Genomic DNA, 16,562 nt, shown 5'->3' on the forward strand with positions numbered 1-16,562 from the left:
GGAGCAGATGGAATTCTCCACCCTCAAATACGAGACGTTCGACGGCGTGTGCCGCATCACGCTCAACCGGCCCGAGCGCACCAACGCGCTGAACCAAACGATGCTGGGCGAAATCTGCACCGCCATGGACGCAGCCGAGGCTGACGCGGCGGTGCGCGCGATCATCGTGCGCGGAGAAGGCAAGGCCTTCTCCTCCGGCTTCGACCTCAAGGAGCAGATGGAGCGGCAGCCGAGCGGGGTTGCCCAGTGGCGCCCGCTGCTGCGGAAGGATTTCGACACGGTGATGCGCTTCTGGCGCTCGCCCAAGCCCACCATCGCGTCGGTGCGCGGGCCCTGCCTTGCCGGCGCCTGCGAGCTGGCGCTCGCGTGCGACATCACCATTGCCGGAGAGGATGCCTTCTTCGGCGAGCCGGAGCTTAAGTTCGGCGCCGGCATCGTGGTGATGATCCTGCCCTGGCTGGTCGGCCCCAAGGTGGCCAAGGAGATCATCCTGACCGGCGCCGACCGGGTAAGCGCCAGCCGCGCGCGCGAAATCGGCATGATCAACAGCGTGGTTCCAGATTCCGATGTGGATGCCGAGGCGTTGCGCCTTGCGACCCATATCGCCGCCATCGATCCCGACCTCGTCAAGCAGACCAAGCGCGCCCTGAACCGTGCCATCGAGGCCCAGGGCATGCTGGAGGCGCTGGAGAGTGCGCTTGATATCGACCTTGCCATCGAGGGCGCCGGTTCTCCCGACAAGATCCAGTTCATGGATATCGCGCGGCGGGACGGGCTCAAGGCGGCGCTGGTCTGGCGCGACGCGCGTTTTCCCAAGGTGCCGCAATGACGGCCGCGCTCGTCCGTCTGCTGGAAGAGGCTCTCGCCTCCTATCCGCATGAGATCGAAAGCACGGACGGCACCGCCGCCGCCCCGGCCGACGTGGTCGCCGCCGCCCGCCGGCTCGCCGAGACGCTGCTGGACAGGGGCCTTTCGCCCAACGAACCGGTGCTGGTGCGGGTGGCGAACCGTCCTGGCGACATCGCCGCCTTTCTCGGCGTGTGGCAGGCGGGCGGCGTCGCCGTGCCGCTCCACGCCCTCGCCGCGCCATCCACGGTCGAGGCGGTGCAGGCGCAGAGCGCGGCGCGCTTCCGTGTCGAGTGCGAAAGCGTCACGCAGATTGCATCTCTCACCCCGCCCGCCCGTCCGCTGCTTGAGGGAGCTGCGCTGGTTATCTTCACCTCGGGCTCGACCGGAACGCCCAAGGGCGTGGTGATCGGCCATGATGCGTTTGCCGGCAAGCTCGACGTGCTTGACCGCATGCTGCGGCTTCGACCGGATGACACGGTGCAACTGCCGCTTCAGCTCATCTTCATCTTTGGCTTGTGGGCGCTGCTTCTCGCGCTGCGCAGCAAGGCGCGTCTGATCCTGGTCGGCAAGTTTACGGCCGACACCGTGATCGGCCTCATGCCGCGCACCACCGTGTTCGTCGGCGTGCCGTCCATGATGCGGGCCATCTTCGCCCGCCCGGCGGTGGCTGCCGATGGGCTGCGCATCGTGCTGACGGGCGGGGAGGCGCTGGGTCTCCCGCTTTCCGAGGCCCTGAGCGCCGCATATCCCAAGGCAGGGGTGTTCGATCTCTACGGACTCACCGAGACCGGTTCCTGCGATTTCTGTCTGGCTCCGCGCGATGCCCTCACCGGGGCGGGCACGATCGGGCGACCGACAGAGAATGTGGACATCCGTCTCGGTGCCTGCGCCCAGGCGGTCGACGAAGGCTGCGGCGAACTGATGATCCGCACGCCCTACGGCATGCTCGGCTATCTCGATAATACGCAGCTCACCGCCGCCTCGTTCGAGGACGGCTTCTTCCGCACCGGCGATCTCGCCCGCGTTCGGCCGGACGGGCTCGTCGCCATTGTCGGCCGACTGAAGGACATCATCTCGCGGGGTGGCAACAAGATCGCGCCGGCGGAGATCGACCTGCTGCTGGCGCGACACCCCGATGTCGCGGCGGCGTTGTGTTGCGGGGTCCCCGACCCGCGCCTCGGCGAGACGGTCCACGCGGCTGTGGTGTTGCGGGACGGTGCATGCACGGACGCGGAGGACCTGCGGGCGTGGGTCGCAGCGCGCACCGAGCGGTTCAAGGTGCCGGACGCGATCCATATCGTCGCCGCCCTCCCGGTCGGACCAACCGGCAAGGCGCTGCGGGCCGGCGTCGCGGTACTTGCCGGGGTCGGCACCTCGTGACCTCCGCGCCGGCGCCGCGAAGATGGCGTCCTCATGTACGAAACCAGGCCCCGGCGGCGTTGCTTTCGCTCAGGCCCCAATCATTTCGTTGATCTTCAGGGCGAGCGCATCAAGGGTAAACGGCTTGGAGACCATCTCCATGCCGGGATCCAGGAACTTCGCCTGCTCGACGGCCCTTTCCGCATAACCGGTCACAAACAGGATCTTCAGACTGGGCCTCCGCTCGCGGGCGAGCGCCGCCAATTGGCGCCCGTTCATGCCGGGAAGGCCGACATCGCTGATCATGAGATCCAGTCGAACATCGGATGCGATAATCGGCAGCGCCGCCAGGGCATCGCCCGCCTCGATGCAGGCATAGCCGAGATCCCGCAGCACCTCTCCGATCAGGAGGCGGACCGCCGGATCGTCTTCCACAAGCAGGACCGCCTGGCCGGTCCCCTTCGGCAGCGCGTCAGGCGCATTTCGCACCTCGTCGATGAGATCGCCTTTGTAACGCGGCAAATAGAGACTGACCGTGGTGCCGAGCCCCAGCTTGCTTTCGAGGCGCACATGCCCTCGGGATTGCTTGGCAAAGCCATAGATCATCGAAAGCCCGAGGCCGGTTCCCTGGCCGATGGGCTTGGTCGTGAAAAAGGGCTCGAAGACCTTCGCAAGTACGGCCGGCTCCATGCCGACGCCGGTGTCCTCCACGCGGATCAGTGTGTATTCCCCCGCTTCGAGCACATCCTGCCCCCGCTGCTCGCTCTCGGCTATGACGGTGTTCATGGTCGCGATCGTCAGCTGGCCACCTTCCGGCATCGCGTCGCGTGCGTTGATCGCCAGATTGAGGACGGCGTTTTCCAGCTGATTGGCATCGGACAGCGTCGGCCAGAGGTCGGGGACAAGTTCGGTCTGGAGCAGGACCTGTTCCCCGAGCGAGCGCTTGAGCAGCTCTTCCATGCCGGAAATCAGCTCGTTGGCGTCCACCGCCTTCGGATCGAGGGGCTGCCGGCGGGCAAACGCCAGCAGGCGGTGCGTCAGCGCGGCTGCGCGATCGGCCGAGGCGGAGGCGGCATCCATGAAGCGCTGCAAGTCGCCATATTGGCCGGCCTTGATGCGGCGCTTGACGAGGTCCATGGCGCCGATGATGCCGGTGAGCAGATTGTTGAAGTCATGGGCGATGCCGCCGGTCAATTGGCCGATGGCTTCCATCTTCTGGGATTGGCGCAGGCCTTCCTCGGCCTCCTTCAGTGCCTGTCCCGCCTCGCGCTCGGCGGTCACATCGCGGCCCACAGCCTGCAGGAGCCCATCGGCGGCCACGGCACTCCACGCCACCCAGCGCAGACCGCCGGTGCGGGTGCGAATACGCAGCTCGAACAGACGCGGGGCCTGAATCTGGGAGAACGAGCAGAGAATGTCCCGAAAGGCGTCCCGGTCGTCCTCGGCGATGAAGTCGGCGATGCTCGTTCCGACCAGACGGTCCTCATCCCAGCCGAACAGGAGCTTCCATGCCGGGTTGACGGCATTTATGGTGCCATCGAGCTGGGCAACCATCATCACGTCGGTGGACAGGCGCCACATGCGGTCGCGGTCGGCGGTGCGTTCGGCCACCCGGCGTTCAAGCGTCTGGTTGAGGGTTCGCAACGCTTCCTCGGCCGCGCGACGCTCGTTGATGTCCCGCAAGATGGCGGTAACGAACACGCGCGAATTGCTGAACCAGCGCGAGGCGGACGCCTCCATGAAGCTCGGGGAGCCATCCTTGCGCCGTACCACCACCTCGATGGGACGGCTAAATGCACCCGAGGTCAGAACGGTCTTCCAGGCTTCGGGCCAGTCGCCCGGGTCAGTGAGGAGCAGGTCGATGTTCTGATGCAGCAATTCGCGCGGCGCGTAGCCAAGCTTCTTGGCCGCTGCGGGATTGGCGAACTGGATGTTTCCCTCGCCATCGAGCGTAAGGATCGCGTCCGGAGCGCTTTCCATCACAGCGTCATAGCGCGCGTTCTGGCGCTCGCGGAGCACCCGTTCGCGATGGACCGAGGTGGTGATGTCGGTGATCTGGATCAGGCACAAGGCATAGGGCTTTACGCCCACTGGCCGCACAGTAAGGTTATGGAACAGCTGAGCTCCAGCCCGCGTTTTCAGGGGCAAGAGCCTGGGATGGAGGCTGTGCGTCAGGAAGGTTGAGGTTCCAGCGCTAAAAGCCTGGTTCGCGGCCGAGGAAAGCCACCGCGAGTCGTCATCCGGGAACAACTCGTCCAGATTTCGGCCGATGGCCCGTGTTGAGGGGACGCCGCTCGCGGCGGCGAGCCACGCATTCCAGACCACCACCCGCCGCGCTGCGTCCAGGACGATAAGGCCCGTGTCCTGGGCATCCATCACGTCGGTCCAGAAAGTTTTTTCCAGGAGAGACATGGATTCAGAGGGGTTCGCCGACTGTTCGCTCGATAAATTCACCGAGCAGCTCCTTCAGCGCTGCCAAGGACGGCATATCCATGAGCATAGCGATATACCCGCGAATGTCCCGCTCCCGGACGGCAAAATCAATATAAAGAAACATCACCACGTCATCGGTATCAGAAACGGGGCCCAGGCTGAAGAAGTCCGCCCCTTCTCCGCGCAGGATTTCCGGCAAAGACATCTTGAGACTTCGGTGCAGCATGTTGGCGATGGTTGCAAGGCAGCTGTTCAGAATGATGTTGCCGGTTTCGGCCAGGGCCTCCTGCTCCAATTCGATGATGTCTTCCAGCGGAAGTTCGCCGCCGATGACCGCGCGAACCAGCTCAAGGCTCTTGGTCTCGGGAAAGATCAGCAGGGCGCGGCCCGCGATATCGCCTTCGAATGCCTGATGAACGGCGATGAGGTTCCGGTCCTCCCGTTCCCTGAGGATCTCGATGGCCTTTGCCGCACTGACGAGCGCCACGGTGGGGACCGAGAGGAGCACCTGCTCGCCCACCATTTCGCGCAAGCCGAGCGCCGCGCGGCTCACGCCGAGATTGACGAGTTCCGTCAGAGCGTCGAGCTCGAGTTCCGATAAGACCGGATCGTTATTCATCATCCAAGGGGGGCCGGGTCTGTGTGGACGGTCAAGGTGCTCAGGAAGTCGTTGAGTACTTTTTCCGTTAACGGCTTGGGCAGGAAGGCAGCTCCAATCTCGGCCGCCTTGCGGATGATTTCCTCCTGGTGGTTGGCAGAAACGACGGCCAGCGGCAGCTTCGCATCGAGGGTGCGCAATTCCGCCGCCAGCGCGAGGCCGTCACGACCGGGCATGTTGAAATCCAGCAGCGCCAGATCGACCTTGTGCTGGCGCACCTGCTGCAAAGCCTCGTCCGCATTCGCGGCCTCAAGATGGGTCCAGGCCGGTTGCAGTGCTCTCAGCGCCTTGGCCACCGACATCCGGGCCAGTTTGCTATCGTCGACGATCATAACAATGAAGCTCATGAGTTCTCCGAGAAAGGCGAATGAAACTCAAACTCTCCAGCGCTTCCACATGAACTCCGGGAAAGCCAAAAAGATGCATCATCCCGTGCGGGTCATGAGCATGGGGTCTACCCATGACCGTAGGAACGCTCCGGCCGGCGGTCCCTTCACCTCCACAGCCGTGACCAGCAGCACCTGCAATACGGCCGCATGAACCCATTCGCATCCGCGCCAATCCACAATGGCGTCGGGAATGGCGCAGATATGCTCCAGCAGGATTCCGGCATCTTCCACGGGGCACGCCCCTTCCAGAAGCAGGATGTTGGAATCGTGCAGCCGGACCGTCATTTCAACATCTCCCGCACGTCCAGCACCAGAAGAACCCGCCCGTCGCCCAGCAGCGAGGTGCCGGCGAGGCCGGGCATTCCGCTCAGGATTCCGTCCAGAGGTTGCAGGATGACATCAAGGCGTTCGCCGAGGCCATCGACTTCAAGCCCGCCGATCTGTGCGCCCATGCCGACGATCACCACATTCGCGTCGGCGGTCGCTGATACGATCGCGGTCTCACCAAGCGCCTCGGCCAGCGAGACCAGCGGGACCGTGCGATTGCGCAGGGCGAAGGCCTCGGCGGCGGCGATACGCCGAATGGCCTGGCGCGGCACCCGCACCGTCTCCACAATCATGTCCATGGGAATGCCGAAGACCTGCCCTCCGGCATGGACCGTCATCACCTGCGTGACCATGACCGTGAAGGGCAGGGCGAACCGCACCGTCGTGCCTTGCCCCGGCTGGCTCTCCACATGGACGGTACCGCCAAGCCGCGCCACTGAGGTCCGCACCGCATCCATTCCCACGCCCCGCCCGGAAAGGTCGGTTACCGTTGCTGCCGTGGAGAACCCCGGACGGAAGATCAGATCGACCGCTTCCTCATCGCTCAATCCGGCAATGGCTTGAGCGGTAGCTATGCCCCGCGCGACCGCGATCTCGCGAACGCGTGCGACGTCGATGCCGCCTCCGTCGTCCTTCACCTCCACGATCACCTGCTCGCCCTGCCGGGCGGCACGCAGATGCAGGGTTGCAACGGTGGGTTTGCCTGCAGCCCCCCTCCGGGCCGCAGCTTCGATGCCGTGGTCGAGCGCATTGCGCACCACGTGGAGCAGCGGCTCGGGAAGCGCCTCGACAATGGTCTTGTCCGCCTCGGTGGCTTCTCCCTCCAGGACCAGCCGAACCGGCTTCCCGAGTTCTGCGGAGATCTCCCGCACAATGCGCGGGAATCTCTGGAAGGCATGGCGAAGGGGAAGTATCCGCAGGCTCAGGACTGCGCCTCGCAGGTCGCCCATGAGCCGGTCCAAGACCGCGTGCTGGTCCTTCAGGCTTGCAGCAAGGGTCTGGATGTCCGTGCCTCCGCGGGCCAGCCGCGCGAGATGACCCACGGCGTTCTTTGCCACCGTCAGCTCGCCGGCGAGCTTCACCAGAGCGTCGACCCGCGCCACGTCGATCCGCAGGGTCCGCGCCGAAGCCTCCTGCATGCCTATGGGCTTCGTTGCCGTCGCTGAGACCGGAGGCTCGGGCGCGGTGTTCGTCGCCGTCGCTTCGAGAGGCGGATCGGCGGCGCCGGTCAAAGCCAGGGAGATGGCGGCAGAAAGGATGCCGGCATCGTTCGCCGCTTCGCTGGCTGCGAGGGCATGGGAGATGCGTTCGGCGAAGCGCGTCGCGCCCTCATGGCGCAACACATTCACGCACACCTGGCCGGCAGACGACAGGAGGCGCGCTGCCCCCGCTCCCGCGCCGGCCAGCAGCCCGAGCTGCGCTTCAAGCAATGCGCGGGCGGGGGCGGTGAGCCCGTGATCCGGCCGTTGGTCCGGTGCAGACACGCCAAGCGGCACCATGTCGATACGGCCGCGCGTGGTTTCAAAGAGGCGCGAGAGGAGGTCGGACGGGCTCGACAGCAGGGCCGTGAAGGTCAGGCGGCAGACGAAGGGGTCAAGTTCTTCCGATGTGGGCCAGGGTGCGGCCGCCTCAAAACGAAGCGCCAGAAGGCCTGGAAGGGCAGCCATCAGCTCCATTGGATCCTCGCCGTCGAAGAAGCAATCGGGGGCGGGGCGATAGCGCAGGGCCGTGCGCGCCTCACCCGCCGAGGGAGCGTTCAGAAGCTTCTGGACCCAGGCATCGGCTATGCGCGCTGCCGGAGCCTCGGCGGCGGGCACGGTCGGTTCGAAACGCTGGACGATGCGCGTGGCACTGGCGTCCGCATCGTCCGGCGGCGCGCCGGTTGTCTCCATGTGGTCGAGCCAGCGCTCGATCTGGTCGAGGCAGGCCAGATAATCCTCGATCCGAGCCGGCATTATGGGTTCGGTGCGCGTGCGAGAGGAGGCGAGCGCGTCTTCCGCCGCATGCAGGGCGCGCGCCATGGCAGCGAAATCAACGATGCCGGCGCCGCCCTTGAGGGTGTGGAACGCCCGAAATGCATTATCGAGACGGGCTATGTCGTCCGGTGTGCGTTCGAGTGCCAGCAGATCGTCCGTCGCCTGCGCCACAAGTTCGCGCGCCTCGATCAGGAATTGCTGCAACAGCTCGTTCACGCGCGGGTTCCGCACATAAGGTCGGCATATTGGGTGAGAACCTCCCGGCTCACCGGCTTCACCAAATAGAAGTTCGCTCCGGCCGCCAGCGCCACCGCGAAATCCTGTGGCTTCGCCTCGGTGCTGATCACCAGGGCCGGCGTGGCGCAGAGGGGGGCAGCCTGCGCGCGCAGCGCCTTCAAGAAGGTGAAGCCGTCCATCTGGGGCATGTTCACGTCGACGACCACAAGGTCCGCCGGGTTCAGGAGCAGCTTTTCCAGCGCCTCAAGGCCGTTCAGCGCCTCGTCCACCACATAGCCGGCGGCTTCCAGGGCTTCGCGATAATACAACCGCACGAGCCCGGCATCGTCCGCCACGAGCACGCGTTTCGCCGGTTCCTTAGCCATCCGCTTCTCCTCCCGGCTTCTGATAGATGATGGCATCCGCATAGCGGCGCACTTCGAACAGCGGCGATATGCGGCTCATGGATTCGGTGTGCCCGAGGCAAAGGTATCCGCCGGCCGCGAGGTTCTCGAACAGATTTTCCGCCGCCACCCGTCGCGAGGCGTCATCAAAATAGATCAGGACGTTGCGGCAGAAAATAACGTCGAATACGCCGTGGCCTTTGGTCTGCCCCCGCTCCGAGAGGTTGACGGATGTGAAGCGCACCGACTCGCGCAATTCGTCGATGATGCGCCAGGTCTCCGGAGCGGCGGGGATGAAATATTTCGCGATCACATCCTGCGAGAGCCGCATCAGGGCGCGCCGGCCATAAAGTCCATCACTTGCGGTGGCGAGAACTTTGGTGTCGATGTCGGAGCCGACGATCTCCACGTCATACCGGTCCACCGGCGGCCAGTTTTCCAGCAGCCAGATGGCGATGGAATAGGGCTCTTCGCCGGTCGAGCAGGGCACCGACCAGATGCGGATGGCTTCGCCCGGCGTTTTCACCTTCAGGCGCCGGGCCAGCAGGTCCTGCGTCAGGCAGCGAAACTGGTGGTCCTCGCGGTAGAAATAGGTCTCGTTGACCGTGAAGGCATTGATGAAATGCTCGATCTCGCCCGCCGCATCGCTCCGCAACCGCGCGAAATAGCTGGCGAAGGAGGTGGACCCCGTCGCCGCCATGCGGTCCGAGACGCGCCGCTCTACGAAATAGCGCTTGCTCTCCGAAAACAGCATTCCGGTCCGCCGGTAAAGGAACTCGCAGAGCCTGCGAAGGTCCTCGTCGCTTGCGGTCGGCTCATCCATGGGGATCGGAACTTTGGGACGCGATGCGGCGGGCGGCGACCTCTATGGAGAAGCTCAGGAAGGGATCGCCAGTAAAACGCTCCGCGCATTGGTGCAAAGCGGGCAGCACATCTGGCGATCCGCAATCGGCAAGAACCTCGACCGCGGCGGCACACACATTGGCCTCCTGCTCGCGCAGCAGCAGCGCGGTGAGCAAGGTATGCAGCGGCGCGGGCGGCAGCGCCCTGCACAGGTCGCAGGCGAGCAGGCGGACATCCGCATCCGGGTCTTCCAACAGCGCCGGAAGGTGTCCGGCCACGCGATCAGGCATGGTGCGCAGCGCATCCAGTGCGGCGGTACGCATCTGTGCATCATCCGAGCGCAGATGGGGCAGCACGGCCTGGGCGCTCTCGTCGGTATTGATAAGCGCCAGGCTGGTGAAGATCGCTTCGCGGACCCGCGGATCGGTCTCGCTCATCAGGGCGGCTTGGAGGATCGGGACGTTCCCGGCCGAACCGGCTGCCGCCCGTGCCGCCGCCCAGCGCTCTTCGCTCGTGGCGCCCGCAAGGCTTGCCGGCGCGGGAGGATCACCCACCGTCAGCCGATCACCAGATGCAGGGGAGGCGCCTCGGATCAGGGGCATCGGGGCACCAGACCCAGCAGGCATCCGCCTATTGCTGAAAGGGGCTGGACAAAATCCGCTCCGCCTCGGCGCACCAGGTCGCCCGGCATGCCCCAGACCACCGCCGTCTCCTCGGCCTCGGCGATGGTCCGTCCGCCGCGCGTGTGGAGCACCTCCATGGCCTCCGCACCGTCATTTCCCATTCCCGTCATCAAGATGCCTATCAGCTGAGGCGCGGGCAAATGGTCCATTGCGCTGCGCACAAGGCGGTCCGCGCTCGGATGCCAAGGATATCCCGCCTGGGAGGGGGCCGCCATGGCCACCAGCCCTGTCGCGCGCCGGGTGACGATCAGGTCGGCATCGCCCCGGCCGATATAGGCGTGGCCGGGCCGGAGCAGCTCGGGCTGCGCCACCTCCATCACGTGCACCGCGCACAGGGCGTCGAGCCGCCGCGCCAGTGGCCCGGTGAAGGTGCGGGGCATATGCTGGGCGATCAGGATTGGCCAGGGGAAGTCGGGGGGCATGGCGGTCAGGAGCGCTTCGAGGGCCGGCGGCCCGCCGGTGGATGCGCCCACCAGCACGAGGCCTTCTCCGGATGCCCTTGGAACCAAGGCGATGCGCGGCTCTGCCGTGGATCTTGCAGGTGCGGCAGGACTCTTGCCGATGCGGTGGCGCACGCGCTCGGTCAATCGCAAGCTGGCTTTCAGCTTGGTCTGGGCTGCCGCGCGAACCTTCGAAACCAACTCGGCGGCCATCTGCTCGATGTGCAGGGAGACCGCTCCTGCCGGCTTCGCGACGAAGTCCACAGCGCCCAGGCGCAGCGCCTCAAGCGTCGCATCCGCCCCCGCTGCGGTGAGAGAAGAGACCATCACCACCCGGCTCGGCCGCTCCACCATGATGCGATCGAGGCATGCGAGCCCGTCCAACTCGGGCATGTGGACGTCGAGGGTGATGACGTCCGGCGCGAAGGCGGCCACTTGATCCAGAGCCTCAAGGCCGTTGCGGGCAAAGCGCACCTCGAAGTCCGGCTCGACAGAGAGCAATTGGCCCAGCAGCTTACGGACCAGGGCGGAATCGTCGACCACGAGGATTTTAATCACAAATCCACGGGCCTCGTGTCGGCAGCGAAGGTCTCCAGCAGCTTCTGTTCGGTCCGCGTCAGCAACTCATCGGGGTCCAGCAGCAGGACCATGCGGTGTTCCGCAGGCAGATTGATCACGCCATACACCAGCCGGGTTTTCTCGCCTGCAAGGTCCGGCGCTGGATCGATCGCGTCCTGCGCGGTGCGCAGGACCTGGGTTATGCCATCGACGATGATGCCGGCGCGGTGGCGGGCGGTGCGCATGACGACGAGGCGGCGAAGCTGGCCGGTGTCGCGGGGTGGCATGTCGAACCTGCGGCGCTGGTCGATCACCGGCAGCACTTCCCCGCGCAAGTTGACGACGCCCTCCAGAAACGCCGGAACCTTGGGGATGCGGGTGAGGCGATCGGGCATGGTCGCCACCTCGTCCACCGCCTCCACGGGCAGGGCAAATTCATTATCGCACAGCCGAAACACCAGGAAATGCGCCGTTTTCGTCTCTGCCGTCGGGCCTTCGCGGGTTGGCACGGATGCGGCGGTCTCCCGCGTCAAACGCTGCATCACGTCCTCCCGGAACAAATGCTCGGGTGCGAGCACGGAAATCAGCCGGCGGCCCTCCTCGGCGCGGTAGATGGACCTGATCTTCGCCTCGCCTCCGGCGCGTGCGGCAAGAACCGCGGGGATCTCCTCCATAAGGTCCGCATCCATGGGCAGGACGGAGCGCATACGGTCCACCAGCAGGCCCGCCAGCGTGCCTTGGACGTTGGTGACGATGATTTTCTCGCTCTCGGCCCGCTCGCCCTTGGGAAGACCGAGCAGGCCGCGCAGGGAGAATACGGGCAACAACGTCTCGCGATAGGCGATCATGCCGAGGGCCAGCGCTTCCGCATGCGGCATGGCGGTCAGGCGTCCTGAGGTGGGGATGATCTCCCGTGCGTCTTCCAAGGCCAATGCGAACTCCTGGCCGGCGACCTCAAAGGTCACCAGTCCGCCGCGCGGGGCGGCCTCCTCGGCACCGCCCCAAAGGGCTTTGAGATCGATGCCGCCGGGCGCCTGCCCGTCATTGGACGCACGCGGCGTGAACGCGCCCCGAATAAGCCCTGCGATATCAAGGATCTTTGCGGCCCTCTCGCCGTGGCCGGCCTGATATCTAAAGGCACCCGTCAGGTGTTCACCCGCAGCGGCGGCAAGTTCGGCCTGGCGGGTTTCGATGCCTCCCGCGGCCACGTTGACCAGGACGTCAACACTGTCCACGGCGAGCGCGACAGGCGCCGCGCCCTCCAGCACGATGGCGACACGCGCGGGTTTCGAGGTCCCCCGGTCCCGCTCCAGCAGCCCGCGCAAGCTCGCGACCGGCAAAGCGGCGCCGCGCAGATTGGCGATGCCGAGGAGGCTCGTCGGGCTCATCGGCACGCGGGTCACCTGCGGCACGGTGATGATCTCATTCACCATTTCGACCGGCAGGGCGTAGACTTCCTCATCCAGCCGGAAGGTCAGAAAGCTCCTCTGCGGGGCGTTTTCCGGGGCAGGGACCTGCCGGTTGGGATCAGCCATTTTGCGTCTTCGCTTCATCGGCGAGGGAAGCGATCTCCTCGATCGCAGCGGCGAGATCCTCAGCGCCCTTGGCCTGCTCCGTCGCCGCGAGGGCCGCCTGGCGGGAGGCAAGGCTTGCCTCTTCGGCGGCAGTGGCGATCTGCTTCGCACCGGCCGCCGTCTCCTCCACGGCGGACAGGATCTCGCCGGCCCCCTGCCGGATCTGCATCCCGGCCGCGCCCAGGGCGGTGATATCCCCGTCCAGCTTCTGGAGGGTGGCGAAGACGATGGTGTTGTTCTGCAATTGCCCTTCGGCGTAGGCGATGAACTGTTCGAGATCGCGTTTGAGGGCGCTGACCTGATCGAGAATGCCACGGACCATGTCCTTGACGCTTCCCATGCTGTTCGATCCCTCCTGCGCGAGGGCACGGATATCCTTGGACACAACAGCGAAGCCGCGCCCGAAGTCGCCCGCGCGTGCCGCTTCCACGGCGCCGCTCACCGCGAGCATGGTGGTTTGCACGGCGACCAGGGCGATCGCGTCCACGGTCTTTTCGATCGACCGTCCCATGATCTCGATGCGCAGGACGGCTGCTAGATTGCTGCGCGCCGCATCAAGCGCAGTATTCATGCCCTGCGAGAGGTCGTCCACCGCCGCGCGGCTCTCCTGCATGGCGGTTGCCATGAGGCGGATGCGATCATCGGCGATCGCGGCATTGCGTTCGGTGAGCTTGGCGGTTTTCTCGATTTCGGTAAGCGCTGCGGACGTCTGCTGGGTCGCTGCCGCCTGCTGTTCGGAGCCGCGATTGATCTGGACCACCGCCGCCATGATCTGGCTGGCGGCGCTGGATAGCTCCTGGATGGTGGCCGACAATTGTTCGGCTGTCGCGGCGATCTGCTCGGCAGCGTCGGCGTTGGTGCCTTGCGTCCCGACGCGGTCGGTCAAGGCAGACAGCATCTGCGCCGCCGTCTGGCCCTGATCGAGCGCCTGGGCCTGCTGAAAGATCGCCTGCTGGGCCTCAGCGGCGGCCGAGGACTGCTGCTCGGCAGCGGCGGCGACCTGTTCGGCCCCGCGCTGGGCTTCGGCCGCGGAATGCTCCGCCTCCATGGTTGCGGTCAGCGTATCCTCGCTGCCCTCGGCGATCCGGTTCATGTCGAGGCGAATGGCATCGAGCGTCTCGACGATCAGGGCGCCGGCCTTGGATTCTTCGCGTGCTGTCTGAGCCGAGGCCTGGATGGATGCGCCGACCGCTCGCACTTCGGCGCTGACACGCTCGGCCAGTTCCTGCACCTCCCGCGCGCTTCGGTCCGATTGTTCCGCCAGGGCGCGGACCTCTTCGGCCACCACAGCGAAGCCGCGTCCGTGATCGCCCGCCCGCGCCGCCTCTATGGCCGCGTTCAGGGCAAGCATGTTGGTCTGGTCGGACAAGCTGCTGACGGTGCGGGTGATTTCGCCGATGCCCTCGGCCCGCAGCCCCAGTTCGGCAATGATGGTGGCGGACGCCCCCTGGCGCTCGGCATTGCGTTCGATCGCCCGCGCGGTGGCGGTGATCTGCACGGCGGTCTCGGAAAGCACGTCCTGGACCGCTTCGGTCTTTCGGCGGGAGGTTTCCGCATGCATCCGAGCCGTGCCGAAACCGCGCGTGACCTGATGGATGGCGGCAAGCTGTTCCTGGGAGGCGCCGGCGGCCTCCTCGGCCCCGGCGGCGATCTGCTCCATGGACCGGCGCAGTTGTTCGGCGGCGGTGGAGGCTTCGCTGAGGCCGCTCGCAAGCTCCTCGGTGGCGGCGGCGAGGCGTTCGGACAGCTTGATTTGGGTGCTCTTGGCCGGGCTCCTGGGGCGCGCGCCGGGTGCGGCGGGCTGATCCGGGGGCATGTCCTGATCAGCAGTCTTCGCCCGCGTGGCAATCTTTGTGCTTTTGACCAGGGCCATGCTTCGCTCGCTAAAGAACTGCCGAGACGACGCGCATCTCAACATATGTGCCGACACCACGTGAGGTTCATCTCATCCAAAAGGCAAGGGGAATCCCTTCAGATTCTAGGCGTCAAGACCCCTTAACCTCAACAAGCTGAAGCGGAACTACAGCGCATAAGGCGGCGTGGGAGTTTGAATATTTACCAAAGCTGTCGCTTCCGGGACGAGGAGGAGAACCGCGGGCGGTTCTGACTGGAGCAGAGGAGCCGGTTCTCTCCCGGTGCGCCGGCGAAGCGCGCTTAAAATGTTTCATGTGAAATATCCATTGCGCGTGGAAGAACGGCGGAGTCGAACCCCTGTTCCGCGCCTGTTCCACGAAATTCGGGGCTGAAGTTCGCAGAAGTTCGCCGACGCGTCCGCCCGAGGCGAAAAAACAGCGGCCTTCCCCTCCGCGACGGCACCCGCGACACCTTGTGCCTGCGGCGATCCGCGCGGGGAAGCATCTTGCGGGGTTGCACGACGGCTTGAGGGGCCGGACGTGGGGGGAACTGGACGCGGGTGGCAAAAGCGGTAAGTTCGCGCGCGCCGGAGGATCGCCTGCTTCAAATTGGCGGAGCCGGCCCTATTTATGCCGTACCCCGCTTCCAGCCACGCTCAGGGCTGTGGGCCCATCCATCGCCGAAGGACGCCGAGATCGTGCACGACAGCCATTCCCATTTGCCGCAACTCTCGCTGGCCAAGGACAAGATCCGGGTGCTGCTGCTCGAAGGCGTGAACGACAGCGCCGTGCAGATGCTGACCGACGCGGGCTATACCAACGTCACCCGTCTGCCGAAGGCGCTCGATGGCGCGGCGCTGAAGGAGGCCATCAAGGGGGTGCATATCCTGGGCATCCGCTCGCGCACCCACATCACCGCCGAGGTCCTGGAAGCCGCCGACCGCCTGATCGCCGTGGGCTGCTTCAGCGTGGGCACCAACCAGGTGGATATCGACGCCTGCCGGGCGCATGGCATTCCGGTGTTCAACGCGCCGTTCTCCAACACCCGCAGCGTGGCGGAACTGGTGATCGGCGAGATCGTCATGCTGCTGCGCCGCATCCCGGATCGGTCCGCCGCCGCCCATGAGGGGCGCTGGGACAAATCCGCCAACGACAGCCATGAAGTGCGCGGCAAGACCCTCGGCATCGTTGGCTACGGCAATATCGGTTCGCAGCTCTCCAATCTGGCCGAGGCCATGGGCATGCGCGTGCTGTTCTATGACCACGCCGACAAGCTGCGCCACGGCAATACCGAATCCACCGCCAGCCTGTACGAACTGCTGGGCCAGAGCGACGTGGTGAGCCTCCACGTGCCGGAAACCCCGGCGACCCACGGCATGATCGGCCGGGACGAAATCGCCGCCATCAAGCCCGGCGGATATCTCATCAACAACAGCCGCGGCACGGTGGTGGATCTCGCCGCGCTCGCCGATGCGCTGCGCGAAGGCCGGCTGCGGGGCGCGGCGGTGGACGTGTTTCCGGTGGAGCCCGGCTCCAACAACGAGCGTTTCAACAGCCCGCTGCAGCGCCTGGACAATGTCATCCTTACCCCGCACATCGGCGGATCGACGGAAGAGGCGCAGGAGCGCATCGGCGCCGAGGTCGCACGCAAGCTGGTGGATTACAGCGACAGCGGCTCCACCATGGGCGCGGTGAATTTCCCGCAGGTGCAATTGCCGGCTCGTCCCACCGGCACGCGGTTCATCCAGGTGCAGCGCAATCTGCCGGGCATGCTCGGGCGGCTCAACGAGGTGCTGGCGCGCCACGCGGTCAATATCGCCGCGCAATATTACGAGACCCATGCCGATGTCGGCTATGTGGTGCTGGATGCGGATGCCTCCGCTGCCGATACCGACGGCGTGCTTGAGGACATCCGCGCGCTGGAAGGCACCATCCGCGCCCGGCTACTCTACGAATACAAGATCTGAGCCTGAGTGATACTAAGGGTCGGTGAACCGGGT

The 16,562-nt window shown here is 65.7% G+C and carries 14 protein-coding genes; 3 read left to right on the plus strand and 11 right to left on the minus strand.

Annotation, left to right across the window (positions count from 1 at the left end):
- Window positions 1–7: 7 nt before the first annotated feature.
- Window positions 8–829: an enoyl-CoA hydratase/isomerase family protein gene (locus V5F77_RS19340; protein ID WP_429006979.1), complete on the plus strand. Its 822-nt coding sequence runs from the start codon at window positions 8–10 to the stop codon at window positions 827–829.
- Window positions 826–2,229: a class I adenylate-forming enzyme family protein gene (locus V5F77_RS19345; RefSeq protein ID WP_429006980.1), complete on the plus strand. Its 1,404-nt coding sequence runs from the start codon at window positions 826–828 to the stop codon at window positions 2,227–2,229. Before V5F77_RS19340 ends, V5F77_RS19345 begins: the two co-directional genes overlap by 4 nt.
- Before the next feature lie 69 nt (window positions 2,230–2,298).
- Here V5F77_RS19345 and V5F77_RS19350 read toward each other — a convergent pair whose 3' ends face one another.
- The 11 genes from V5F77_RS19350 to V5F77_RS19400 all read right to left on the minus strand — a co-directional run bounded on the left by V5F77_RS19350 (window position 2,299) and on the right by V5F77_RS19400 (window position 14,582).
- Complete coding sequence (locus tag V5F77_RS19350; RefSeq protein ID WP_429006981.1) at window positions 2,299–4,662, minus strand: PAS domain S-box protein; 2,364 nt, start codon at window positions 4,660–4,662, stop codon at window positions 2,299–2,301.
- Entirely contained in the window at window positions 4,625–5,260 is a 636-nt protein-coding gene (locus V5F77_RS19355) for a chemotaxis protein CheX (RefSeq protein WP_429007008.1), read from the minus strand. The genes V5F77_RS19350 and V5F77_RS19355 overlap by 38 nt, the downstream gene beginning before the upstream one ends.
- The gene (locus tag V5F77_RS19360; RefSeq protein WP_429006982.1) at window positions 5,260–5,646 is read right to left on the minus strand and encodes a response regulator transcription factor; all 387 of its coding nucleotides are present in this window, start codon (window positions 5,644–5,646) and stop codon (window positions 5,260–5,262) included. Before V5F77_RS19360 ends, V5F77_RS19355 begins: the two co-directional genes overlap by 1 nt.
- Before the next feature lie 78 nt (window positions 5,647–5,724).
- A complete protein-coding gene (locus V5F77_RS19365) occupies window positions 5,725–5,973 on the minus strand; it encodes a hypothetical protein (protein ID WP_429006983.1) in 249 nt (82 codons plus the stop codon).
- On the minus strand, window positions 5,970–8,207 hold the full coding sequence (locus tag V5F77_RS19370) for a chemotaxis protein CheA (RefSeq protein ID WP_429006984.1): 2,238 nt from the start codon (window positions 8,205–8,207) through the stop codon (window positions 5,970–5,972). Before V5F77_RS19370 ends, V5F77_RS19365 begins: the two co-directional genes overlap by 4 nt.
- Window positions 8,204–8,593 carry a response regulator transcription factor gene (locus V5F77_RS19375; RefSeq protein WP_429006985.1) on the minus strand — a complete coding sequence of 130 codons (390 nt, stop codon included), beginning with the start codon at window positions 8,591–8,593 and terminating at the stop codon, window positions 8,204–8,206. Before V5F77_RS19375 ends, V5F77_RS19370 begins: the two co-directional genes overlap by 4 nt.
- Window positions 8,586–9,434: a CheR family methyltransferase gene (locus V5F77_RS19380; protein ID WP_429006986.1), complete on the minus strand. Its 849-nt coding sequence runs from the start codon at window positions 9,432–9,434 to the stop codon at window positions 8,586–8,588. Before V5F77_RS19380 ends, V5F77_RS19375 begins: the two co-directional genes overlap by 8 nt.
- On the minus strand, window positions 9,427–10,056 hold the full coding sequence (locus tag V5F77_RS19385) for a HEAT repeat domain-containing protein (protein WP_429006987.1): 630 nt from the start codon (window positions 10,054–10,056) through the stop codon (window positions 9,427–9,429). The genes V5F77_RS19380 and V5F77_RS19385 overlap by 8 nt, the downstream gene beginning before the upstream one ends.
- Window positions 10,047–11,135 carry a chemotaxis-specific protein-glutamate methyltransferase CheB gene (gene cheB, locus V5F77_RS19390; protein WP_429006988.1) on the minus strand — a complete coding sequence of 363 codons (1,089 nt, stop codon included), beginning with the start codon at window positions 11,133–11,135 and terminating at the stop codon, window positions 10,047–10,049. The genes V5F77_RS19385 and cheB overlap by 10 nt, the downstream gene beginning before the upstream one ends.
- Window positions 11,132–12,670 (minus strand): chemotaxis protein CheW, encoded by a 1,539-nt coding sequence (locus V5F77_RS19395; protein ID WP_429006989.1) that lies wholly within the window; start codon window positions 12,668–12,670, stop codon window positions 11,132–11,134. Before V5F77_RS19395 ends, cheB begins: the two co-directional genes overlap by 4 nt.
- Window positions 12,663–14,582 (minus strand): methyl-accepting chemotaxis protein, encoded by a 1,920-nt coding sequence (locus tag V5F77_RS19400; RefSeq protein WP_429006990.1) that lies wholly within the window; start codon window positions 14,580–14,582, stop codon window positions 12,663–12,665. Before V5F77_RS19400 ends, V5F77_RS19395 begins: the two co-directional genes overlap by 8 nt.
- Before the next feature lie 678 nt (window positions 14,583–15,260).
- Here V5F77_RS19400 and serA point away from each other — a divergent pair.
- Window positions 15,261–16,529, plus strand: coding sequence for a phosphoglycerate dehydrogenase (serA, locus tag V5F77_RS19405; protein ID WP_429006991.1), 1,269 nt, complete (start codon window positions 15,261–15,263; stop codon window positions 16,527–16,529).
- Window positions 16,530–16,562: the final 33 nt, after the last annotated feature.

It is taken from the genome of Roseixanthobacter psychrophilus, assembly GCF_043195195.1.
Lineage (GTDB): Bacteria > Pseudomonadota > Alphaproteobacteria > Rhizobiales > Xanthobacteraceae > NCEH01.